This window comes from Type-A symbiont of Plautia stali, from assembly GCF_059731155.1.
On the sequence record NZ_AP035891.1, the window covers coordinates 1,342,682 to 1,360,414 of the forward strand.

At 54.8% G+C, this 17,733-nt stretch carries 21 protein-coding genes and 5 pseudogenes; 19 read left to right on the forward strand and 7 right to left on the reverse strand.

Features of this window, described 5'->3' with window-relative positions; translation table 11 throughout:
* Nucleotides 1–3: 3 nt before the first annotated feature.
* The 13 genes and pseudogenes from AC6I8M_RS07245 to AC6I8M_RS07305 all read left to right on the forward strand — a co-directional run bounded on the left by AC6I8M_RS07245 (nt 4) and on the right by AC6I8M_RS07305 (nt 6,431).
* Complete coding sequence (locus AC6I8M_RS07245; protein ID WP_498013737.1) at nt 4–306, forward strand: HI_1482 family protein; 303 nt, start codon at nt 4–6, stop codon at nt 304–306.
* A 2-nt stretch (nt 307–308) separates the two neighbouring features.
* Nucleotides 309–539, forward strand: coding sequence for a hypothetical protein (locus AC6I8M_RS07250; RefSeq protein ID WP_498013738.1), 231 nt, complete (start codon nt 309–311; stop codon nt 537–539).
* Nucleotides 540–571: 32 nt separating this feature from the next.
* The gene (locus AC6I8M_RS07255) at nt 572–1,102 is read left to right on the forward strand and encodes a host-nuclease inhibitor Gam family protein (protein ID WP_498013739.1); all 531 of its coding nucleotides are present in this window, start codon (nt 572–574) and stop codon (nt 1,100–1,102) included.
* Nucleotides 1,099–1,269: a hypothetical protein gene (locus tag AC6I8M_RS07260; RefSeq protein WP_498013740.1), complete on the forward strand. Its 171-nt coding sequence runs from the start codon at nt 1,099–1,101 to the stop codon at nt 1,267–1,269. Before AC6I8M_RS07255 ends, AC6I8M_RS07260 begins: the two co-directional genes overlap by 4 nt.
* 241 nt (nt 1,270–1,510) lie before the next feature.
* Nucleotides 1,511–2,140 carry a LysE family translocator gene (locus tag AC6I8M_RS07265; protein WP_498013741.1) on the forward strand — a complete coding sequence of 210 codons (630 nt, stop codon included), beginning with the start codon at nt 1,511–1,513 and terminating at the stop codon, nt 2,138–2,140.
* Nucleotides 2,141–2,156: 16 nt separating this feature from the next.
* Nucleotides 2,157–2,336, forward strand: coding sequence for a hypothetical protein (locus AC6I8M_RS07270; protein ID WP_498013742.1), 180 nt, complete (start codon nt 2,157–2,159; stop codon nt 2,334–2,336).
* 131 nt (nt 2,337–2,467) lie between these two features.
* Nucleotides 2,468–2,890, forward strand: a complete 423-nt coding sequence (locus tag AC6I8M_RS07275; protein WP_022549413.1) for a gp16 family protein — start codon at nt 2,468–2,470, stop codon at nt 2,888–2,890.
* A complete protein-coding gene (locus AC6I8M_RS07280; protein ID WP_498013539.1) occupies nt 2,884–3,258 on the forward strand; it encodes a Mor transcription activator family protein in 375 nt (124 codons plus the stop codon). Before AC6I8M_RS07275 ends, AC6I8M_RS07280 begins: the two co-directional genes overlap by 7 nt.
* A 106-nt stretch (nt 3,259–3,364) precedes the next feature.
* A complete protein-coding gene (locus AC6I8M_RS07285) occupies nt 3,365–3,607 on the forward strand; it encodes a DUF551 domain-containing protein (protein ID WP_022547376.1) in 243 nt (80 codons plus the stop codon).
* Nucleotides 3,608–4,303 (forward strand): hypothetical protein, encoded by a 696-nt coding sequence (locus tag AC6I8M_RS07290; protein ID WP_022547375.1) that lies wholly within the window; start codon nt 3,608–3,610, stop codon nt 4,301–4,303.
* A gap of 120 nt (nt 4,304–4,423) precedes the next feature.
* Nucleotides 4,424–4,825 (forward strand): annotated as a pseudogene (locus tag AC6I8M_RS07295) (L-serine ammonia-lyase, iron-sulfur-dependent, subunit alpha); the annotation flags it as partial.
* 411 nt (nt 4,826–5,236) lie between these two features.
* Nucleotides 5,237–5,656 (forward strand): annotated as a pseudogene (locus tag AC6I8M_RS07300) (CSS-motif domain-containing protein); the annotation flags it as partial.
* Nucleotides 5,657–5,714: 58 nt separating this feature from the next.
* Nucleotides 5,715–6,431 (forward strand): EAL domain-containing protein, encoded by a 717-nt coding sequence (locus AC6I8M_RS07305; protein ID WP_498013743.1) that lies wholly within the window; start codon nt 5,715–5,717, stop codon nt 6,429–6,431.
* A 12-nt stretch (nt 6,432–6,443) separates the two neighbouring features.
* Here the strand turns inward: AC6I8M_RS07305 and AC6I8M_RS07310 are convergent, their stop codons facing one another.
* On the reverse strand, nt 6,444–8,012 hold the full coding sequence (locus tag AC6I8M_RS07310; RefSeq protein ID WP_010616386.1) for a TerC family protein: 1,569 nt from the start codon (nt 8,010–8,012) through the stop codon (nt 6,444–6,446).
* Between the two features lie 510 nt (nt 8,013–8,522).
* Here AC6I8M_RS07310 and manX point away from each other — a divergent pair.
* The 4 genes from manX (at nt 8,523) to AC6I8M_RS07330 (ending at nt 11,754) form a co-directional block, all read left to right on the forward strand.
* A complete protein-coding gene (manX, locus tag AC6I8M_RS07315) occupies nt 8,523–9,485 on the forward strand; it encodes a PTS mannose transporter subunit IIAB (RefSeq protein WP_010616385.1) in 963 nt (320 codons plus the stop codon).
* 57 nt (nt 9,486–9,542) lie between these two features.
* Entirely contained in the window at nt 9,543–10,343 is an 801-nt protein-coding gene (locus tag AC6I8M_RS07320) for a PTS mannose/fructose/sorbose transporter subunit IIC (protein WP_010616384.1), read from the forward strand.
* Nucleotides 10,344–10,357: 14 nt separating this feature from the next.
* Nucleotides 10,358–11,203, forward strand: a complete 846-nt coding sequence (locus AC6I8M_RS07325) for a PTS mannose transporter subunit IID (protein ID WP_021510027.1) — start codon at nt 10,358–10,360, stop codon at nt 11,201–11,203.
* Between the two features lie 92 nt (nt 11,204–11,295).
* On the forward strand, nt 11,296–11,754 hold the full coding sequence (locus AC6I8M_RS07330; protein WP_010616382.1) for a DUF986 family protein: 459 nt from the start codon (nt 11,296–11,298) through the stop codon (nt 11,752–11,754).
* Here AC6I8M_RS07330 and rlmA read toward each other — a convergent pair.
* The 5 genes and pseudogenes from rlmA to AC6I8M_RS07355 all read right to left on the reverse strand — a co-directional run bounded on the left by rlmA (nt 11,751) and on the right by AC6I8M_RS07355 (nt 14,898).
* Nucleotides 11,751–12,557 (reverse strand): annotated as a pseudogene (gene rlmA / locus AC6I8M_RS07335) (23S rRNA (guanine(745)-N(1))-methyltransferase). The gene AC6I8M_RS07330 and the pseudogene rlmA overlap by 4 nt on opposite strands.
* A gap of 140 nt (nt 12,558–12,697) precedes the next feature.
* Complete coding sequence (cspE, locus tag AC6I8M_RS07340) at nt 12,698–12,907, reverse strand: transcription antiterminator/RNA stability regulator CspE (protein ID WP_010616381.1); 210 nt, start codon at nt 12,905–12,907, stop codon at nt 12,698–12,700.
* A gap of 83 nt (nt 12,908–12,990) precedes the next feature.
* Entirely contained in the window at nt 12,991–13,065 is a 75-nt protein-coding gene (locus tag AC6I8M_RS07345; RefSeq protein WP_110866451.1) for a DUF2627 domain-containing protein, read from the reverse strand.
* A 540-nt stretch (nt 13,066–13,605) separates the two neighbouring features.
* Nucleotides 13,606–14,604, reverse strand: a pseudogene (locus AC6I8M_RS07350) (MBL fold metallo-hydrolase).
* A gap of 18 nt (nt 14,605–14,622) precedes the next feature.
* A complete protein-coding gene (locus AC6I8M_RS07355) occupies nt 14,623–14,898 on the reverse strand; it encodes a YebO family protein (RefSeq protein WP_010616380.1) in 276 nt (91 codons plus the stop codon).
* A 218-nt stretch (nt 14,899–15,116) separates the two neighbouring features.
* Here AC6I8M_RS07355 and AC6I8M_RS07360 point away from each other — a divergent pair, with 218 nt between their 5' ends.
* Nucleotides 15,117–15,353 carry a YobH family protein gene (locus AC6I8M_RS07360; RefSeq protein WP_010616379.1) on the forward strand — a complete coding sequence of 79 codons (237 nt, stop codon included), beginning with the start codon at nt 15,117–15,119 and terminating at the stop codon, nt 15,351–15,353.
* 40 nt (nt 15,354–15,393) lie between these two features.
* Here AC6I8M_RS07360 and kdgR read toward each other — a convergent pair whose 3' ends face one another.
* Nucleotides 15,394–16,185, reverse strand: coding sequence for a DNA-binding transcriptional regulator KdgR (gene kdgR, locus AC6I8M_RS07365; RefSeq protein WP_010616378.1), 792 nt, complete (start codon nt 16,183–16,185; stop codon nt 15,394–15,396).
* Nucleotides 16,186–16,347: 162 nt separating this feature from the next.
* Between kdgR and AC6I8M_RS07370 the strand changes: the two are divergent.
* A pseudogene (locus AC6I8M_RS07370) lies at nt 16,348–17,727 on the forward strand (MFS transporter).
* The last annotated feature ends 6 nt before the right edge of the window (nt 17,728–17,733 follow it).

The window sequence follows — 17,733 nt, forward strand, 5'->3', positions numbered from 1 at the left end:
TTTATGCTGAACCCCGCCGTGACCATTAAAAACCCGTCAGCGATGACCTACCAGGCCATCCAGCAGCAGCTCAGGCAATGCCTGTCGGTGATGGACAAACTCAGCCAGGAAGGTTTTACCGTCAGTCAGTTTGCCGTTGATGGCTATAGCCGTCCGACCATTACCCTGCTGCATGACCGACGGTGTGATGCGTTACATAAAAAGGGGCATGCCGTTCGTTATGCCCTGGGTACCGACCGTCAGGGCCGCTGGGAAAAATACCAGTTCCTGCAAGATAACTGCCGAATCACCTGGGAGGTACGTTAATCATGAGAAATGTGCCCGTCTGCATTAGCGCAAAGCAATGGGTCTATCTGGAAAAAACAGTTTATATCACCGAGCAGGACTATGAGGACTATTTATCGATTTGCGAGCACTGCCGTGATGTTGATGAACAGGACCGGCGTCTTGGTGAAATAGCGGCCCGATACCCCATGAATTTATTTGAGCATATTCAACACACTGACGCCCCTGAAGACATTATTTTCGAGCGCGTTTAATCCCAACGTTGTTAATGAAAAGGTAAAAAAAGATGGCAAAGAAAATAACGCGGCTTAAAGCCGCGGCGGGTGCCTGCACGCCGCAAACCCGCGAACAGGTGATGGACGATATTAAACGGATGGGCGATATCCAGCGGGAAATGACCCGGCTGGAGACGCAGATTAATGATGAAATTGCACGATTAACGCATCAGCATGCGGCTGATATTGAAGCCATGAAGGCCCGCATCACCCTGTTGCAAAAAGGTATCCAGACCTGGTGCGAGGCCAACCGGGAGGAGCTTACCGAAAACGGCAAAACCAAAACCGCCAACCTGATAACCGGCGAGGTGTCATGGCGTAACCGCCCACCGTCCGTTTCGCTAAAAGGGATGGACGATATCCTGCAGGCACTGGAAGAAAACGAACAGACCGACTGCATTATTCGCAAATCACAGGTGGATAAAAATGCCCTGCTTAAAAAGCAGGACACCATCCAGCGACTGAATATTCCCGGCATTACGTTTCGCAACCAGCTTGAGGATTTCATTATTACCCCGTTTGAGCAGGAGGTGACCTCATGAGCTATCAGGAAATAAAGCATCTGCGCCGCCAGATTGAAAAGCGCCTTAACCGTGCCATGCATCACCTGCAGGCAGACTATTCTGCTGCTGCTTATTGTGAATTTCAAAATGCCTTCGAGATATTGGCCGAACTCATCGTCGCCTTAGATAAGGAAAACCCGTTATGAGCATTACCTGCATCAGCTGCCATCAGGCAACAAACCACCTCAATCCCATCCAGGCAAACATCACTCAACAACCGGAAAGTGGTGAGTGGGGGATTGACCTCATCCTGGCCTGCCCCGATTGCGGGCAGCGATATGGTGTCTGGGTACTTAACTGGGATATTCATCCCTTAACGGGTACGAAGGTACATTCACCCTCGACGTCAACCCCACCCCATCATCAAACGCACGAGGTAAATAAACCATGAACCTTGACCTTTGGTTAGTTTTTTTAGGCGGTGCCTTGCTCAGTGCCGTATTACCCGGCGCTGGCGCTATCCTCACCCTTAACCATGCCTTCCAGCAGGGATGGCGCAAGACGCTACCGCTTATTGCCGGTCAGGCGACGGCATTAGCCTTGATGGTGCCCATTGTGGCACTGAGCACGGAAGCGTTGCGCGCTTCAGCAACCGCCTGGCCGTTGCTGAAAGGCATTGGCGTACTCTGGTTACTGTTTGCCGCCTACCGAACCTGGCGCGCACCAGTCATCCTGGATGCCTACGATATCGTGACATTGACCCGCGGCGCGCAACGGTTCTGCTGGGGTTTTCTGACCGATATCACCAACGCCAAAGCGCTCGCTTTCCTGCTTGCGACACTACCGGTCTTTCTTAATCCGGCCCAACCATTAGGGCCACAAATCACCCTCATGACCCTGACGATGGTGATGGTCGATGCGCTGATGATGACGCTCTACGCGCTCATCGCCGCCCGCTTGCGGCCTTATTTTCAATCGCCAGAAACCCGTAAACAACAAAACCGACTATTTGCTAGTTTCCTGGTGTTCATTGCGGTCAGTCTTTGTTTTGTTGAACACCCTACTTTAATTCAGTAAAAGAGGAGAAATCACGATGTGGATATTAATTTTAGCGCTCTACGCCAGTCCCTATGCCGGTAATGTTTTTTCCACGCTGCATACACAGGAGTTTGATACGGCAAGCGCCTGTCAACAGGCCGCCAAACAGTTCGCAGAAAAATTTGAAACCTTCAAAGATATCGATGCCAGGGCGATTTGCGTGAAGAAGTCATAGTGGAAAAGCGGTATTTGACGCATTCAATTGTATAATAACGATATTCATTTTATAATCCTTAAAAACCCGAAGGATTATTTTTTTATTCATGGCATAAGGAACTTCGACCACGACGATAAAGGACGCCTCCGATGACCCGACAAAAATACCTGCAGTTAATCCATATTGCGGCCCACCACCTCAAACTGGATGACACGACTTACCGCCAGATGCTGCACAGGCTAACGGGGAAAACCTCGGCAAAAGCCCTGAATATCGGTCAACTGGCGCAGGTGTTAAACGCCCTGAAAGCTAAAGGCTTTCGTATCCAACCGACTCAACCCACGACGAAAAAGCAGACCGACCGTCCGCAACTCCAGAAAATGCAGGCCCTGTGGCAGGCAATGGCCGATGAGGGCATTGTCCGTGATGCGTCAGCAACAGCCCTGGCCCACTTTGTTAAACGGGAAACCGGCTGTGATTCGCCTTACTGGCTGGACAGCCAGCAGGCCAGCCAGGTTATCGAGAAACTCAAGCAGTGGCAAAAACGCGTGGTGAGGGCAACCTCATGCTAGAGAATACCTTTCGCAGTAAAGGGCCGGAGTTACTGGTTGAGCTGGCCGAACACACGGCGCAGATCGTCAGACAGATTATCGATGTTGACCCCGCTGTTGCCAGTCAGATAGGCGATGCCGTCGCCAGCCAAATGATGCGGGTCTGGGGCGGGCAGAATGTCTATTTTCCAATGGGGTTGATGTGGAAAATTAATCAGCGTGACCGGGAGATATTTGCCGATTTCAATGGACATAACCATCGCGCCCTGGCACGCAAGTACGAAGTCTCACTACAGTGGATTTATTCCGTGATCAAACGGGTTAAAAAAGAAGAACTGGCCCGCATCCAGGGCAATCTGTTTGAAGATGAAGATAAGCCGCCTCGATGACTGTTTCTTGTTTCACGCAGTGAAACGTCGGAGAGAAAAACATAACCTGTACACCAGATAGTGAGTATTGGGTTAATGCTAACCAGACAATAGAAGGATATTTCATATGCTCGATTCATCAGCTGATGGTTGGATCTCTTGTCAAAATCAACTTCCAGCTCCTGAACAATGGGTGCTAGTTTACTCTAGCTATGGGGATATGAAGGTCTGCTTTCTGAGCCAAAGAAGGGAGTGGGATGACGGTGATTTCTACAATGATGTCCATGGAGTTACTCACTGGATGCCGCTGCCACCTGTTCCGCGAGAAAGCACTAATGAGCCCTGGCAACACGGGGCGAAGGAGGACTGAATGATAGATGCATCGCTGTTGGATCTGCCCTGGGCAACTCTGGTAACACTGGCCTCTGGCTACATCGGTTATTTTATTGCCAATGTCGGTCTGAAAGAACACCATAAACCCATTGATATTCTCTTCTCCACACTGATTTTTAGCCTGTTGCCGACAGCAATATACCACGTGACACTATGGTGTGGCGTCAATGCTTACACGGCAACGTTATTGCCAGTGTTATTGGCATTGACCCTGGGTGCATCGTGGCGTAAATATGGGCGTAAACGGTTGTACGCGTTTCTCCGGAAGCATAATATCTCGTGGTCTGATGGTACCCACTCTGCCTGGCAACAAATGTTTGGCCTGACGGATTATCGGGTGACCGAAGTATTTGTGGTACTAAAGGATGGTTCGGGCTTGCTGTCACGATTGCCTGGACGCTTCGAGGGACTTCCAAATGGGCCTTTTACACTGGGTAATAACGGCGATGTCATTCTCTATGTCACGCATAGAAGTTCGGCAAATAGCGATGACTGGGTAGAGTATGGGGATGTTATTCATCAGGACTACGGCGCTCTTGCCACTTACATCCCTGCAGATCAAATTACCAGAATAGACATCAGGAGAAGAGAAGCAAAGCCATCATGCTCTTCTACCGACTCAACTGGATACGACTTCAAGCAGCAACATGATTTCAAGAATCGATTAATTTGAGTGATGATTCCTGTTTCACTATGTGTAACTTAATCACCCTGACTTGTCCCAGATAGATCCAGTTTGTCCCAGGTAGATCCACATTTATCGCACGTTTCCCGTTTAAATATCTCACGTCCTATCAGCGTGTTGTATAAAATGAACGCCTCGATTTCCGGTGCCGAAGTCGGCTGCTAGGGTGAAGTGGGCGTGGCCTGCTCAATGGCCGCCGCTAGCCTCGCTGAACTGCTGGGAGCCAGCCCGGAGCAGGTGTGCGTTGCTGCTGAAATCGGCATGGAACACAACCTCGGACTGACCTGCGATCCGGTCGCCGGTCAGGTACAGGTGCCGTGCATTGAACGCAACGCCATTGCCTCCGTCAAGGCGATCAATGCCGCGCGGATGGCGCTGCGCCGTACCAGCGAGCCGCGCGTATCGCTGGATAAAGTGATCGAGACTATGTACGAGACCGGCAAAGACATGAACGCTAAATATCGTGAAACCTCACGCGGCGGTCTGGCGATCAAGGTGCAGTGCGACTGACCGGCAACGTCGCGTTTCGCTGCTGACAATTGCAGCGATCGGCCATTATTTCTGCAATGGCCTCTACCTCCGCGTTATCAAACCAGATACATTATTTTTGCGCGCGACCTCTACCGGTCGCGCGATTTTTTAGTGCCGTTTTTTTTCTCCAGCCGCGCTAAATTTGGCCGCCGCCATGCCGATAACCTTCACGTTAATTTGGCCTCATTCTTTGTGTTAGCAAGGTGGTTACTGATGCTCCTTCCCCAGCAATTTGTGGGTCAATTTCGCCGTAAGCGCCTGCTTATTGCGTTGGTGATCGCGTCGCTGGTTCTCATTCTTACGCTGACTTTTCGCTACATCGAAGAGAAGTCACGCATTGAGCAGCAGTCCCTTAACTTTGCCACCCGCGCGATTGAGCGCTTTGACCGCATGTTTTCGCCGCTGGACGTCTCCGCCAACAACACGCTGGGGCTGGTGGGCGTGCCCTGTACGCAGGTGCGCTATCCGCTGATTGAGAAGATCGCGGCGCTGCAAACCGTGCGTACCGTGCTGCTGGTGCAGGACGATACCATCTACTGTTCGAGTATTTATGGCCCGCGCCACATCTCGTTCAGCCAGACCTATCCCGAGCTGGCGATCAACAACCAGCGCATGATGCTGTCCACCGACGACTACCTGCTAAAAGGTTCGCCGGTGCTGCTGCTGTGGACGCCAAAGTCGCTGGATAACCAAGACGGCCTGCTGCAGATCATCAACATTGAACTGATGACCAACTATCTGCTGGAGCCGCAGCTGCCGCTGGCGGTACTGCTGAGCCTGCTGCTGGGCTATAATCGTCTGGCTGGCCACCGCCAATCGCATGAGCCTGAGCTGACAAATCAGCTATGGCATTACCGCCAACGAATTTATGGTCTACTGCCAGCCGCTGATCAATGCCCGCAGCGGCGATTGCGATGGTATCGAGCTGCTGCTGCGCTGGCACAATCTGCGTCAGGGCTGGATTGCACCGGATGTGTTTATTCCGCTGGCCGAACGCCAGAATCTGATTGCACCGCTGACACGCTTTGTGATTGCCAGAGTCGTCGCGGAGTTGCCCAACCTGCCACAGTACCCTGCTTTCCATATCGCTATTAACGTGGCGGCCAGCCATTTCCGCGATCGCCTGATTGTTGAGGATTTACAGCGCTTCTGGTGGCCCGCCAATCCCCTGCCGAAACTGGTGGTGGAGCTCACCGAGCGCGATGCGCTGCCGGTCATCGATCAGACAGTCGTGGCGCAGCTGCATGAAATTGGCGTGCGGCTAGCGATTGACGATTTCGGTACCGGTCACAGTTCGCTGGCCTATCTGAAAGACCTGAAGCCGGACGTGCTGAAAATCGATAAAATCTTTACCGCCGCGATTGGCACTGACGCGATCAACGCCACGATGACAGATATGGTGATTTCACTGGCGCAGCGGCTGAATATTGCGCTGGTCGCGGAGGGTGTGGAAACCGCCGAGCAGGCGCATTATCTGCGCGAGCGCGGCGTGGATCATCTGCAGGGTTACTACTATGCGCGCCCGATGCCGATTGAGGACTTTCCGCAATGGCTGGCGCAGCATCAGGCGCAGCTGGGCGCCTGATGCCGGACGACATCAGGCGTCGCCCTCTTCCTCGTCATAGTGCGGCTTGTCTTTGGTGACGCGTACCAGATCGATACGGTAATCCGTGGCTTCGATAATCTGGAAGTGCAGCGGTAGCAAATCGATAATTTCGCCCGGCAGCGGCAGCTGCCCCTTCTGCTCAATCAGCAGGCCGGCCAGCGACGCGTGATCTTCATCCGGATCGACCAGCTCATGGTGGTCCAGCAGCTGCTGCAGCGAGTGCAGATCGGTACCGCCCTTCACCAGCCAGCCGTCGCCATCCGCCACCACATCCGGCGTTTCGTCTTCGTCCGGGAACTCACCGGCAATCGCTTCCAGCACGTCCAGCGGCGTAATCAGGCCCTGCACCACACCAAATTCGTTGGTAACGATGACGAAGCTCCCTTTAGCGCGACGCAATACGCCCAGCAGGTTGATCGGATCCAGCGTTTCCGGCACCACAATCGGCGGCGTGTTGGCCGCGAAGGTCGCGACATCCATACCGTGCTCCAGCGCCACCAGCAACTCCTTCGCGCGCACCACACCGATGATCTCATCCAGCTCGCCGCGACACACCGGGAACAGACTGTGAGGCGTATCCAGCAGCTGAATGCGGATCTCATCCAGCGGACGCGAGACGTCAACCCACGAGATATCGCCGCGCGGCGTCATGATGCTGCGAATCGAACGTTGTGACAGCGTCAGCACGCCGTTAATCATGTAACGCTCTTCGTCTTTAAACGCTTCCTGCGGCATGGCTTCAGTCAACGACGCTTCTTCAGTATGCGCCGGCTGGTTACGCTGGCGCCCACCCATCAGACGCAGAATCGCTTCGGCGGTACGTTCACGCATCGGACGGTGCGCCTGATGACGGATAAAGTTCTGGCGCGCAATCTGGTTGAACAGCTCGATCAGAATCGAGAAGCCAATTGCCGCGTACAGATAACCTTTCGGAATATGGAAACCAAAGCCTTCCGCCACCAGCGACAGACCGATCATCAGCAGGAAGCTCAGACACAGCACCACCACGGTTGGATGCGCGTTAACGAAGCGGGTCAGCGGTTTTGAGGCCAGCAGCATCACGCCCATGGCAATCACCACCGCCGTCATCATCACCGGCAGATGGTTCACCATACCGACGGCGGTAATCACCGCATCCAGGGAGAATACCGCGTCCAGCACCACAATCTGCGTCACGACTGCCCAGAAGCTGGCATAGGCTTTATTGCCCTGATGCTCCATGCCGCGGTTTTCCAGTCGTTCGTGCAGCTCCATGGTGGCCTTAAACAACAGGAACAAACCACCAATCAACAGAATTAAATCTCGTCCGGAAAAGCTGAAATCGCCTACGCTGAATAGGGGTCGCGTCAGCGTCACCATCCAGGAGATCAGCGACAGCAGGCCGAGGCGCATCACCAGCGCCAGCGACAGACCAATCAGGCGCGCTTTATCGCGCTGTTTCGGTGGCAGCTTGTCGGCAAGAATGGCGATAAACACCAGGTTGTCGATGCCGAGCACAATCTCCAGCACGATCAGCGTCAGTAAACCCGCCCAGATTGAGGGGTCGAAGAGAAATTCCATCAATGACTCCTTGCTAAACGTAAGGGCGAACGCGACTGAGCCTGCGCCGGGAGGCGAGACGAGAGAGCGTTAACGGATGAGGCAACACCGGCAGGTGTCAGGATGCGCGCCAAGCAGCGCGGGGAACAAGTGAAGCGACATCGGTGACGGTCCATATAGGTGAGCTAAAGCCCGGTACTCCTGAGTAATAAACAGAAAGCTAATGTATCAGTTACATCAACAACGTCAAAAAATTTTCTTACATTTACAAATAACTGCGCCAGCGCAAGAAACTGCCATAAAAATGCCAGTAGCCGCCGGTACGCTCTGAATAGCAGAGCAACGTCACATATTTTATTTTTTCGCTCACTAAAATAAATCGCGACCTTACTGCTGTATCGCGGAATGTTTTGGGCCTTTTCCTGATGACTTTCTTAAATTTAGTCCCAGGCGATCCACAGAAAATAACAACGGTAATTCTCAATGATTCCCGGCCATGGTCGGGAACTCTCATGCGAACGGAGGTAGCAAGTGACCATTGCGCTTGTAATTGGTACACATGGCTGGGCGGCAGAACAGCTGCTAAAAACAGCAGAAATGCTGTTGGGCGAGCAGGAAAATGTCGGATGGATTGATTTCGTTCCCGGCGAAAATGCAGAAACGCTAATCGAAAAATATCAGGCGCAGCTCGCCCGACTCGACACGTCGAAAGGCATGCTGTTTCTGGTGGACACCTGGGGCGGCAGCCCGTTTAACGCCGCCAGCCGCATCGTGGTGGATAAACCGGGCTATGACGTCATTGCCGGGGTAAACATTCCCATGCTGGTGGAAACCCTGATGGGGCGCGATGACGACCCATCGCTGGAAGAGCTGCTCCACATCGCCGTCGAGGCCGGCCGCGAGGGAGTGAAAGCGCTCAAAACCGAATCCGCCGCGCCGGCAGCGGCCGCACCGGCCCCGAAAGCCCCTGCCCAGCCGCAGAAACCGCTGGCACCTGGCGAGCACATGAAAATTGGTCTGGCACGTATCGATGACCGTCTGATCCACGGCCAGGTGGCCACGCGCTGGACCAAAGAAACCAACGTGACGCGCATCATCGTCGTCAGTAATGAAGTGGCCAACGATCACGTACGCAAAACGCTGCTGACTCAGGTGGCGCCGCCGGGCGTGACCGCCCACGTAGTGGATATCGCCAAGATGATCCGCGTGTGGAACAACCCGAAGTACGGTTCCGATCGCGTGATGCTGCTGTTTACTAATCCGACCGATGTTGAGCGCGTGGTAGAGCAAGGCGTGGATATCAAGTCGGTGAATATCGGCGGCATGGCCTTCCGTCAGGGGAAAACGCAGGTTAATAACGCGGTGTCGGTGGATGAGAAGGACATCGCTGCCTTCCGTAAGCTGAATGAGCGCGGTATCGAACTGGAAGTGCGTAAAGTCTCCAACGACCCGAAACTGAAAATGATGGACCTGATTGCAAAGGTCAATGCCTGATTCGCCTGTGCCTGCGCGCGTGGGCAAAAAGTTCTGATCTTGCTGAGGAAAAATGCAATGGAAATAACCTCGCTACAAATAGTATTGATATTTATTGTGGCCTGTATTGCCGGGATTGGATCGATTCTCGATGAGTTCCAGTTCCACCGGCCACTGGTGGCCTGTACCCTGATTGGTGCAGTGCTGGGTGATATGAAAACCGGCATCATCATCGGCGGTACGCTGGAGATGATCGCGCTGGGCTGGATGAACATCGGTGCGGCAGTGGCGCCGGATGCGGCGCTGGCTTCCATCATCTCCACCATTCTGGTCATTGCCGGCGGTCAAAGCGTCGGTGCCGGTATTGCGCTGGCCATCCCGCTGGCGGCGGCAGGTCAGGTGCTGACCATCATCGTGCGTACCATCACTGTCGCCTTCCAGCACGCGGCGGACAAAGCCGCTGAAAAAGGCAACCTGACGGCGATTTCGTGGATCCACGTCTCTGCCCTGCTGCTGCAGGCGATGCGTATCGCTATCCCGGCGCTGATTGTGGCGGTCTCGGTCGGTACCAGCGCGGTACACAGCCTGCTGAGTTCGATTCCGGAAGTGGTCACCAATGGTCTGAACATCGCCGGCGGCATGATCGTGGTGGTCGGTTACGCGATGGTCATCAACATGATGCGTGCCGGTTACCTGATGCCGTTCTTCTATCTTGGCTTTGTCACCGCCGCGTTCACCAACTTTAACCTAGTGGCGCTGGGCGTGATTGGCGTGGTAATGGCGGTGCTGTACATCCAGCTGGCGCCAAAATACAACCGCGTCGCAGGCGCTGCCTCGGCGGGCCCGGCTAACAACGACCTCGACAACGAACTCGACTAGGAACAGGTGACATCATGGTAGATACAACCAATACTCCAAAGAAACTCACCCCCGGTGACGTGCGCGGTGTGTTCCTGCGCTCCAACCTGTTTCAGGGTTCGTGGAACTTTGAACGCATGCAGGCGCTGGGCTTCTGCTTCTCAATGGTGCCAGTGATCCGTCGCCTGTATCCGGAAAACAACGACGAACGCAAGCAGGCGATTAAGCGTCACCTTGAGTTCTTCAACACCCATCCTTACGTGGCGGCGCCGGTGCTCGGCGTGACCATGGCAATGGAAGAGCAGCGCGCCAACGGTGCAGCGATCGATGACGGTGCCATTAACGGGATCAAAGTGGGTCTGATGGGTCCGCTGGCTGGCGTGGGCGACCCGATTTTCTGGGGAACCGTGCGTCCGGTATTCGCCGCACTGGGTGCCGGTATCGCGATGAGCGGCAGCCTGCTCGGTCCGTTGCTGTTCTTTTTCCTGTTTAACATTGCGCGCATGCTGACCCGCTATTACGGCGTGGCCTATGGCTATCGCAAAGGGGTGGATATCGTCAGCGATATGGGCGGCGGCTTCCTGCAAAAACTCACCGAGGGGGCATCGATACTCGGCCTGTTTGTCATGGGGGCGCTGGTCAACAAGTGGACGCACGTCAACGTGCCGCTGGTGGTATCCCGTATCACCGACCAGACCGGCAAAACCACGGTCACCACCGTGCAGTCGATTCTCGACCAGCTGATGCCCGGCCTGATTCCACTGCTGCTGACCTTTGGCTGTATGTGGCTGCTGCGCCGTAAAGTTAACGCGCTGTGGATCATCGTTGGCTTCTTTGCCATCGGTATATTTGGTTACTGGATCGGCCTGCTCGGTCTGTAATCTCACCGCTGGGAGTCAGACTCCCGGCGTTTTTTGAACGGCGTGACCTGAGCGCCAACGCTGAGGTCACTTCGGTTGAGGAAGAAACCTGTATGTCACTGACTGACGGCCTGATTGCCCTGCTGATCGCCGCTCTCGCCCTGTTTGCGATTTACGACGATGTCATCCTGCCCCGCCGCAATGGACCGACCCGACTGCGCGTCACCCTGCGCCGCCGCCATAAAATCGACAGCGGCATCTTTATCGTGCTGCTACTGATTCTGCTGTGGAACAACGTCAGCCATCATGGCCCGCAGCTCACCACTACCTTGCTGATGGTGCTGTGCTTTATGGCTATCTGGCTGTTCTGGATCCGCAGCCCGCGGCTGCTAATGAAAAAAGACGGCCTGTTTTTTGCCAGCGTGTGGATCGATTACCGGCGTATCCAGAGTATGAACCTGTCAGAGGATGGCATTCTGGTGATGCAACTGGAGCAGCGTCGCTTGCTGATTGCGGTGAAACAGCTCGACGACCTGGAGAAAATTAATCATACGCTGGTGGATGCGCGTTAAACGCGCTGCCACAGCGTCAGGGTGAAATCCGCGTCACAGCTAAAGGTGGCGCTGGAGGCCAGCTGCTGCCACACCGCTTCACGCGCACGCCAGGCAAAGGGGATCATCTACAGCAGACTCACCGCTTCCGCCCCGTTCAGCGTCATCGTGTAGTGAAGGTTTTGCTGATCGATCTGCTCAAATCCCGCATAGCTTTTCTCTTCCGCCGTATGCAGTTGCACTTCACGATAGATCAACGCCTTAAACTGCTGCAGATGGTGCGGCCCCGGCGTCACCGTCAGCAAATAGCCGCCAGGCCTGATGACGCGGCTCAGCTCCTGCTCGTTACAGGGGGCGTAAATGCGCACGATGACGTCCAGTGAACCATCGGCAAACGGCAGGCGCTGGCTGGAGGCGACACAAAAGTTAACCGCGCGATAGCGCTTTGCCGCCATGCGCACCGCGGCTTTGGCCACATCCAGACCGTACAGCTGGCTGTCGGGCAACGCGGCAGCCAAGGTGGCGGTGTAATAGCCTTCGCCACAGCCGATATCCAGCAGCTGCGCGGGCCGGTTCGTGAGCTGCTGAGCCAGACGTTGCGCCACCCGATCGCGCAGCGGCTGATAGTGTCCGGCATCAAGAAAGGCCCGGCGCGCCTGAAGCATCTCTGCGCTGTCGCCCGGTTCACGTGAACCTTTGTGCTGCACCGGCAGCAGGTTGACGTACCCCTCTTTCGCCCGATCGAACTGATGACCGGACGCACAGCGATAACTGCTGGCGTGCAGGTGCAAAGCGAGGTGGCAAAGTGGGCAAATCAACGACATAGATAACTCCGGGTTAGCGATTCGCGGCGCAGTTTACCCTGATCATCCGGCAACAGAAAGGATAAAGAAAAGCCCCGCTCATTGAGCAGGGCTTTTAAGATTCGATTCAGCGGTGCATGACACCGAGCCTGAGTGCGAAATCAGATAGCAGTAACGTTAACTGCTGCTGGACCTTTCTGGCCGTCCTGAATTTCAAACTCAACTCGTTGACCTTCGACCAGCGTTTTAAAACCGTTGCCTTGGATAGCAGAGAAGTGAACGAACACGTCTTTGCTGCCGTCAGCAGGAGTAATAAAACCAAAACCTTTAGACTCGTTGAACCACTTAACCTGACCTTTAATCTTTGCCATTTTTGCAAATTCCTTAGAGTGTTTATATTGCCCGCAGGCAGTCTTACAGAGAAACCAGAGACATTACTGAATGAGGCACTAATTTAAGGTTCGGCAAGGAAGCGGTATTCAACGTCAACGTCTTTACTCGTAACTTCTTTACTGAAGATGCCATACATAAACAGAACAGTACCTCGTTTGACCCATGATTCGTTATCACATATCCGCTAATTAATGGCAAGCCATTTTTAAACAGTGATCGACATGCCGCACATAATTGCCTGAAACCGGCACGGAAAGGTTGATAACGTTATTGACAGCAACGCCTCAGCGCGTGCAAAAAAAGTCTATGTGTCAGTATAGTTAGCGCCAGACTCGCGTTTCGTCAAGCGCAGCGGCAAACGCTGCTTTTTCACATTTAAACCGAATAAGTTTAGGTAAAAAATATTGAATTAATATGGCACAGATAAGCTATTTCACTGGCCGTCGTGTAATGAGCGACATAACTGCGCAGCGCTCAAATCTTGTACAATAAATTCCTGACAGTACAAGTTAAAAATAGTTTTGCACCAAAATCAGGAAAATATAATCGCCGTTGCCCCAAATATAGGCAGACTGCACGCTGGCATTTATCTCATTTTATTCTAAACACCCAACAATTAAATGTTAAAAAAGCGCGGAAGCCGCTGGCATTTAACAAAAATGGCTTAGGATAAATCTTAATCGATATTCATCAGGCTGCGGCTCTCGCCAATTCGCCATGCGGCAAAAGGTGCATCGACCTCGCCCGCCTGCTGCAATGCTTGCGCCAGCACCGTCGGCGGATCGTCAAGCGACTCATCCGCCAGCTCAAACACGCCCCAGTGAATCGGAATCGCCAGCGGTCGCCCTATCTACTGCCAGAGCTGTACCGCCTGATCCGGGTCCATGTGCTGCCCGCGCATGAACCATTTTGGTGCATAGGCACCTATCGGCAACGCAGCCAGATTAAACGGCCCCAGACGCTGCGCGATGGCAGAGAGATTATCGCTGTAGCCGCTATCGCCGGAGAACCAGAAATTGAGCTGCGTATTACGCACTACCCAGCCGCACCACAGCGACCGGTTGCGATCCCAGAAGGTGCGCATGCTCCAGTGGCGCGCGGGAACGGCTGTGAAGCTGATGTCGTCCAGTTGTACCTGCTGCCACCAGTCCAGTTCGGTGACGGTGCGCACGCCACGCCGGCGACACCAGGCCGCCATCCCCAGCGGCACCAGAAAGTGCGCAGCAGGAAAGCGGCGGGCGATGCGTTTCACCGTAGGCCGATCAAGGTGGTCGTAATGGTTATGCGAGATCAGCACATAATCAAGATGCGGCAGCTGCGCCACGCTGAGCGGCGCCGGGGTTTTACGCTGCGGCCCGGCAAACGGCAGCGGCGAAGCGCGTGCCGACAGCGCCGGGTCGATCAAAATATAGCGCTGATTGAGACGCAGCAGCAGTGCGGCATGGCCCAGTCACCAGACACGGTCATCTTCACCGCTCAGGTCGGCCTGCTGACACCAGCTAGCGGTAAAGGCCGTATAGCCGGACTGCGGTGGCAGCGGCAGATTCTGCTGCTTACGCTCGCGCCGCCAGCGCTGTAGATCGCCAGGCTGACGCAACTCCTCTTCCGGGTTACGAAAGCCGTGCGGCGTATGATGGGCCAGCGAAGCGTCATACCAAGGATTTTGCCAAGCCATGGCCTCTCCGTTGTGTGCTTAACGTTCCGGGATCAGGCGAATAAAGTCGCGCTTATCCCCGGCATCCTGCTCATCCTGCGCTTTTTCGGCCACCGGCTGCGCCTCAGCGATACGGCGCAGCAGCACGTTCTGTTTCTTTTGTTCTTCCAGCAGCGCTTCCAGCAGCTGAAGCTGTTCACTGGCGCGCACGCTGGCCCGGTTAACAAAAAACCAGGCAATAGAGGCCACAACCACAATGATGGCCAGCACGCCATAGTTAAACAGCGGACCGGCATTGGCGACTAATTCGTTCATAACTGCATCAATCCTCAAACATCATTCAGGTACATCGCCGCTGATTCTACTCGTTGCGTGCGGAAAAGATATGGTTGCGGAGATAAAGCAGATTATCCCGCCTGCGTGCCGCTTTCAGTTATCTCTGATCGATCCGGCGAGAAAAGCGAGGCATGCTGCTACTATAGAGTTCGCAGCAACGCGGGAACAGCTGTGTTATGTAACACAAGGAAATAAAAATGAAACTACTGATTCGTGCGGTGATGGTGCTGGCCGTTTTGTGGCTGGCGATGCTGTTTACCGGCTACGGCGTGTTAACCGGCAGCAATAAAAACGCAGCCGGGCTGGGCTTACAGTGCAGCTACCTGACCGCGCGCGGCATGATTACCGCACAGTATCTGCACACCGACAGCGGCATTGACGGCGTTACCGATTGTCCGCTGTTGAAGAAAAGCGGCGAAGTGGTCGACACCTAAGTTAAGCCTCCTTCCGGGCTGAGTGTCAGCCCGGAAGGATTCAGAACGGATAGTCTTGATAGCCCATTTGCTCCGATACCTTACGCGCGGCTCGGTGCAGCATCGCCACATACGCCTTTTTTGCCGGTTCTGAGAAGCGCACCGTCGGGAAAGAGAGGCTCATGCCGGCAATCACCACGCCGAAGCGATCAAACACCGGTACCGCCAGACAGCGAATACCCGCTTCCTGCTCTTCATTATCCTCACCAAAGCCCTGTTGCCTGACCTGATTCAGCACCGGCAGTAGCGCCTGCGCGCTGACGATAGTGTTAGCGGTGCTACGACGGAATTCCACTTCACGCAGGATGTCGTTTACCTCCGCGCGCTTACGCCACGCCAGCAGCACTTTGCCGATGGCGGTACTGTGCAGCGGATTACGCCGGCCGATGCGCGAATACATGCGCAGGTTATACAACGAGTCAATCTTGTGGATATAGACGATGCTGTCTTCTTCCAGCGCGCCGAGATGAATGGTCTCTTTGGTCTGGCGCGACAGTTCGCGCATCTCCACATCGGCGCTGCGAATTAAATCCACGTTCTGCAGCGCGTGCGCGCCGAGTTCAAACAGCTTGAGCGTCAGCGAATATTTTTCGCTCTCGCCCTCCTGCGCCACGTAGCCGAGCGATTTCATGGTCTGCAGAAAGCGGTAGACCGTGCTTTTCGACATAATGACCCGCTGCGAAAGCTCGGTGATGCCGTGATCGCGCTCTTCGCCCAGCGCCTGCAGAATGCCAAACACTTTCATCACCGATGAAACGGCATCCGGCTGTTTATCGTTATCGCGGCTCGCCATACGGTACTTCCTTAACGCTTTTGCAAAAAACGCCAGTATAGAGGTTACAGCCGGACGGCGGCAACGACACATCCACTTGTAATTTTTGTCCATTAATGCGGTGATTTCAGGCAGAAAATTGATTAGCATGATCATATTCACTTAATTCACTTCTCCCTGTTTATGTCTCCTACCGTGTCTCAGGATGGATTACCCGTTCCACAGCGCTACGGCGCGATAATTACCATTGCGCTTGGCATCATGATGGCGGTGCTGGACAGCGCCATTGCCAACGTGGCGCTGCCGACCATTGCGCGTGAGCTGAACGCCAGCCCGGCGGAATCAATCTGGATCGTAAACGCTTATCAGATCGCTATCGTGATTTCGCTCCTGTCGCTGTCGTTTCTTGGCGATATGTTCGGCTACCGGCGCGTCTATCAGGTTGGGCTGGTGCTGTTTGTGTTCACCTCGCTGTTCTGCGCCCTCTCCTCGTCGCTGAATATGCTCACCGTGGCGCGCGTGCTGCAGGGCTTCGGCGGTGCGGCGCTGATGAGCGTCAACACTGCGCTGATCCGTATTATTTACCCGCAGCGCTTCCTGGAACGCGGCATGGCCATTAACTCGCTGATCGTGGCCGTCTCCAGCGCGGCCGGGTCCCACGGTGGCGGCCGCGATTCTCTCCATCGCCAGCTGGAAATGGCTGTTCCTGATTAACGTGCCGCTCGGTGTGGTGGCGCTGTGGCTGGCGCTGCGCTTTCTGCCGGACAACACGCAGAAAGCGAAGCAGCAGAAATTTGATGTGCCGAGCGCCATCATGAATGCGCTGTTTTTCGGCCTGCTGATTTCAGCGCTGACTGGCTTCGCGCAGGGGGAAAATGGCTGGCTGATTGTGCGGGTATGCTGCTAGCGCTGCTGCTGGTCAGCGTGGTATTTGTGCGGCGTCAGCTGGCGATGCCGGTGCTGCCGGTGGATTTGCTGCGCATTCCGGTCTTTTCGTTGTCGATCGGCACCTCGATCTGCTCGTTCTCCACACAAATGCTGGCGATGGTGTCGCTGCCGTTTTTCCTGCAAAACGTACTGGGCCGGGATGAGGTCGCGACCGGCCTGCTGCTGACGCCGTGGCCGCTGGCTACCATGGTAATGGCGCCAATTGCCGGCCGTCTGATCGAGAAGTTTCATGCCGGGCTGCTGGGTGGGCTGGGGCTGGCGCTGTTTGCTGCCGGGCTGTTTCTGCTGGCGCTGCTGCCTGCACAGCCCACGGATGCCGATATTATCTGGCGCATGATGCTGTGCGGTGCCGGCTTCGGGCTGTTCCAGTCACCTAACAATCACACCATCATCTCGTCGGCTCCGCGCCAGCGCAGCGGCGGTGCCAGCGGCATGCTCGGCACCGGGCGACTGGTCGGGCAAAGCACCGGCGCCGCGCTGGTGGCGCTGATGTTTAACCTGTTCAACGACAGCGGCACGCATGCCTCGCTGCTGCTGGCCGGGACCTTTGCCTGCGTGGCGATTATCGTCAGTATGCTACGCATGACGCAAAGCCGACAGCCGGCAGAGTCATAAAAAAAG

What these genes read in the sequence shown, in the direction of transcription:
- AC6I8M_RS07305 (WP_498013743.1), top strand. Translation starts at nt 5,715, where the DNA reads ATGGTCTACTGCCAGCCGCTGATCAATGCCCGCAGCGGCGATTGCGAT.
- AC6I8M_RS07270 (WP_498013742.1), top strand. Translation starts at nt 2,157, where the DNA reads ATGTGGATATTAATTTTAGCGCTCTACGCCAGTCCCTATGCCGGTAAT.
- AC6I8M_RS07255 (WP_498013739.1), top strand. Translation starts at nt 572, where the DNA reads ATGGCAAAGAAAATAACGCGGCTTAAAGCCGCGGCGGGTGCCTGCACG.
- AC6I8M_RS07260 (WP_498013740.1), top strand. Translation starts at nt 1,099, where the DNA reads ATGAGCTATCAGGAAATAAAGCATCTGCGCCGCCAGATTGAAAAGCGC.
- AC6I8M_RS07290 (WP_022547375.1), top strand. Translation starts at nt 3,608, where the DNA reads ATGATAGATGCATCGCTGTTGGATCTGCCCTGGGCAACTCTGGTAACA.
- kdgR (WP_010616378.1), bottom strand. Translation starts at nt 16,185, where the DNA reads ATGGCGAGCCGCGATAACGATAAACAGCCGGATGCCGTTTCATCGGTG.
- AC6I8M_RS07360 (WP_010616379.1), top strand. Translation starts at nt 15,117, where the DNA reads ATGAAACTACTGATTCGTGCGGTGATGGTGCTGGCCGTTTTGTGGCTG.
- AC6I8M_RS07285 (WP_022547376.1), top strand. Translation starts at nt 3,365, where the DNA reads ATGCTCGATTCATCAGCTGATGGTTGGATCTCTTGTCAAAATCAACTT.
- AC6I8M_RS07310 (WP_010616386.1), bottom strand. Translation starts at nt 8,012, where the DNA reads ATGGAATTTCTCTTCGACCCCTCAATCTGGGCGGGTTTACTGACGCTG.
- AC6I8M_RS07250 (WP_498013738.1), top strand. Translation starts at nt 309, where the DNA reads ATGAGAAATGTGCCCGTCTGCATTAGCGCAAAGCAATGGGTCTATCTG.
- AC6I8M_RS07275 (WP_022549413.1), top strand. Translation starts at nt 2,468, where the DNA reads ATGACCCGACAAAAATACCTGCAGTTAATCCATATTGCGGCCCACCAC.
- AC6I8M_RS07325 (WP_021510027.1), top strand. Translation starts at nt 10,358, where the DNA reads ATGGTAGATACAACCAATACTCCAAAGAAACTCACCCCCGGTGACGTG.
- AC6I8M_RS07355 (WP_010616380.1), bottom strand. Translation starts at nt 14,898, where the DNA reads ATGAACGAATTAGTCGCCAATGCCGGTCCGCTGTTTAACTATGGCGTG.
- AC6I8M_RS07280 (WP_498013539.1), top strand. Translation starts at nt 2,884, where the DNA reads ATGCTAGAGAATACCTTTCGCAGTAAAGGGCCGGAGTTACTGGTTGAG.
- AC6I8M_RS07320 (WP_010616384.1), top strand. Translation starts at nt 9,543, where the DNA reads ATGGAAATAACCTCGCTACAAATAGTATTGATATTTATTGTGGCCTGT.
- AC6I8M_RS07265 (WP_498013741.1), top strand. Translation starts at nt 1,511, where the DNA reads ATGAACCTTGACCTTTGGTTAGTTTTTTTAGGCGGTGCCTTGCTCAGT.
- AC6I8M_RS07245 (WP_498013737.1), top strand. Translation starts at nt 4, where the DNA reads ATGCTGAACCCCGCCGTGACCATTAAAAACCCGTCAGCGATGACCTAC.
- AC6I8M_RS07330 (WP_010616382.1), top strand. Translation starts at nt 11,296, where the DNA reads ATGTCACTGACTGACGGCCTGATTGCCCTGCTGATCGCCGCTCTCGCC.
- cspE (WP_010616381.1), bottom strand. Translation starts at nt 12,907, where the DNA reads ATGGCAAAGATTAAAGGTCAGGTTAAGTGGTTCAACGAGTCTAAAGGT.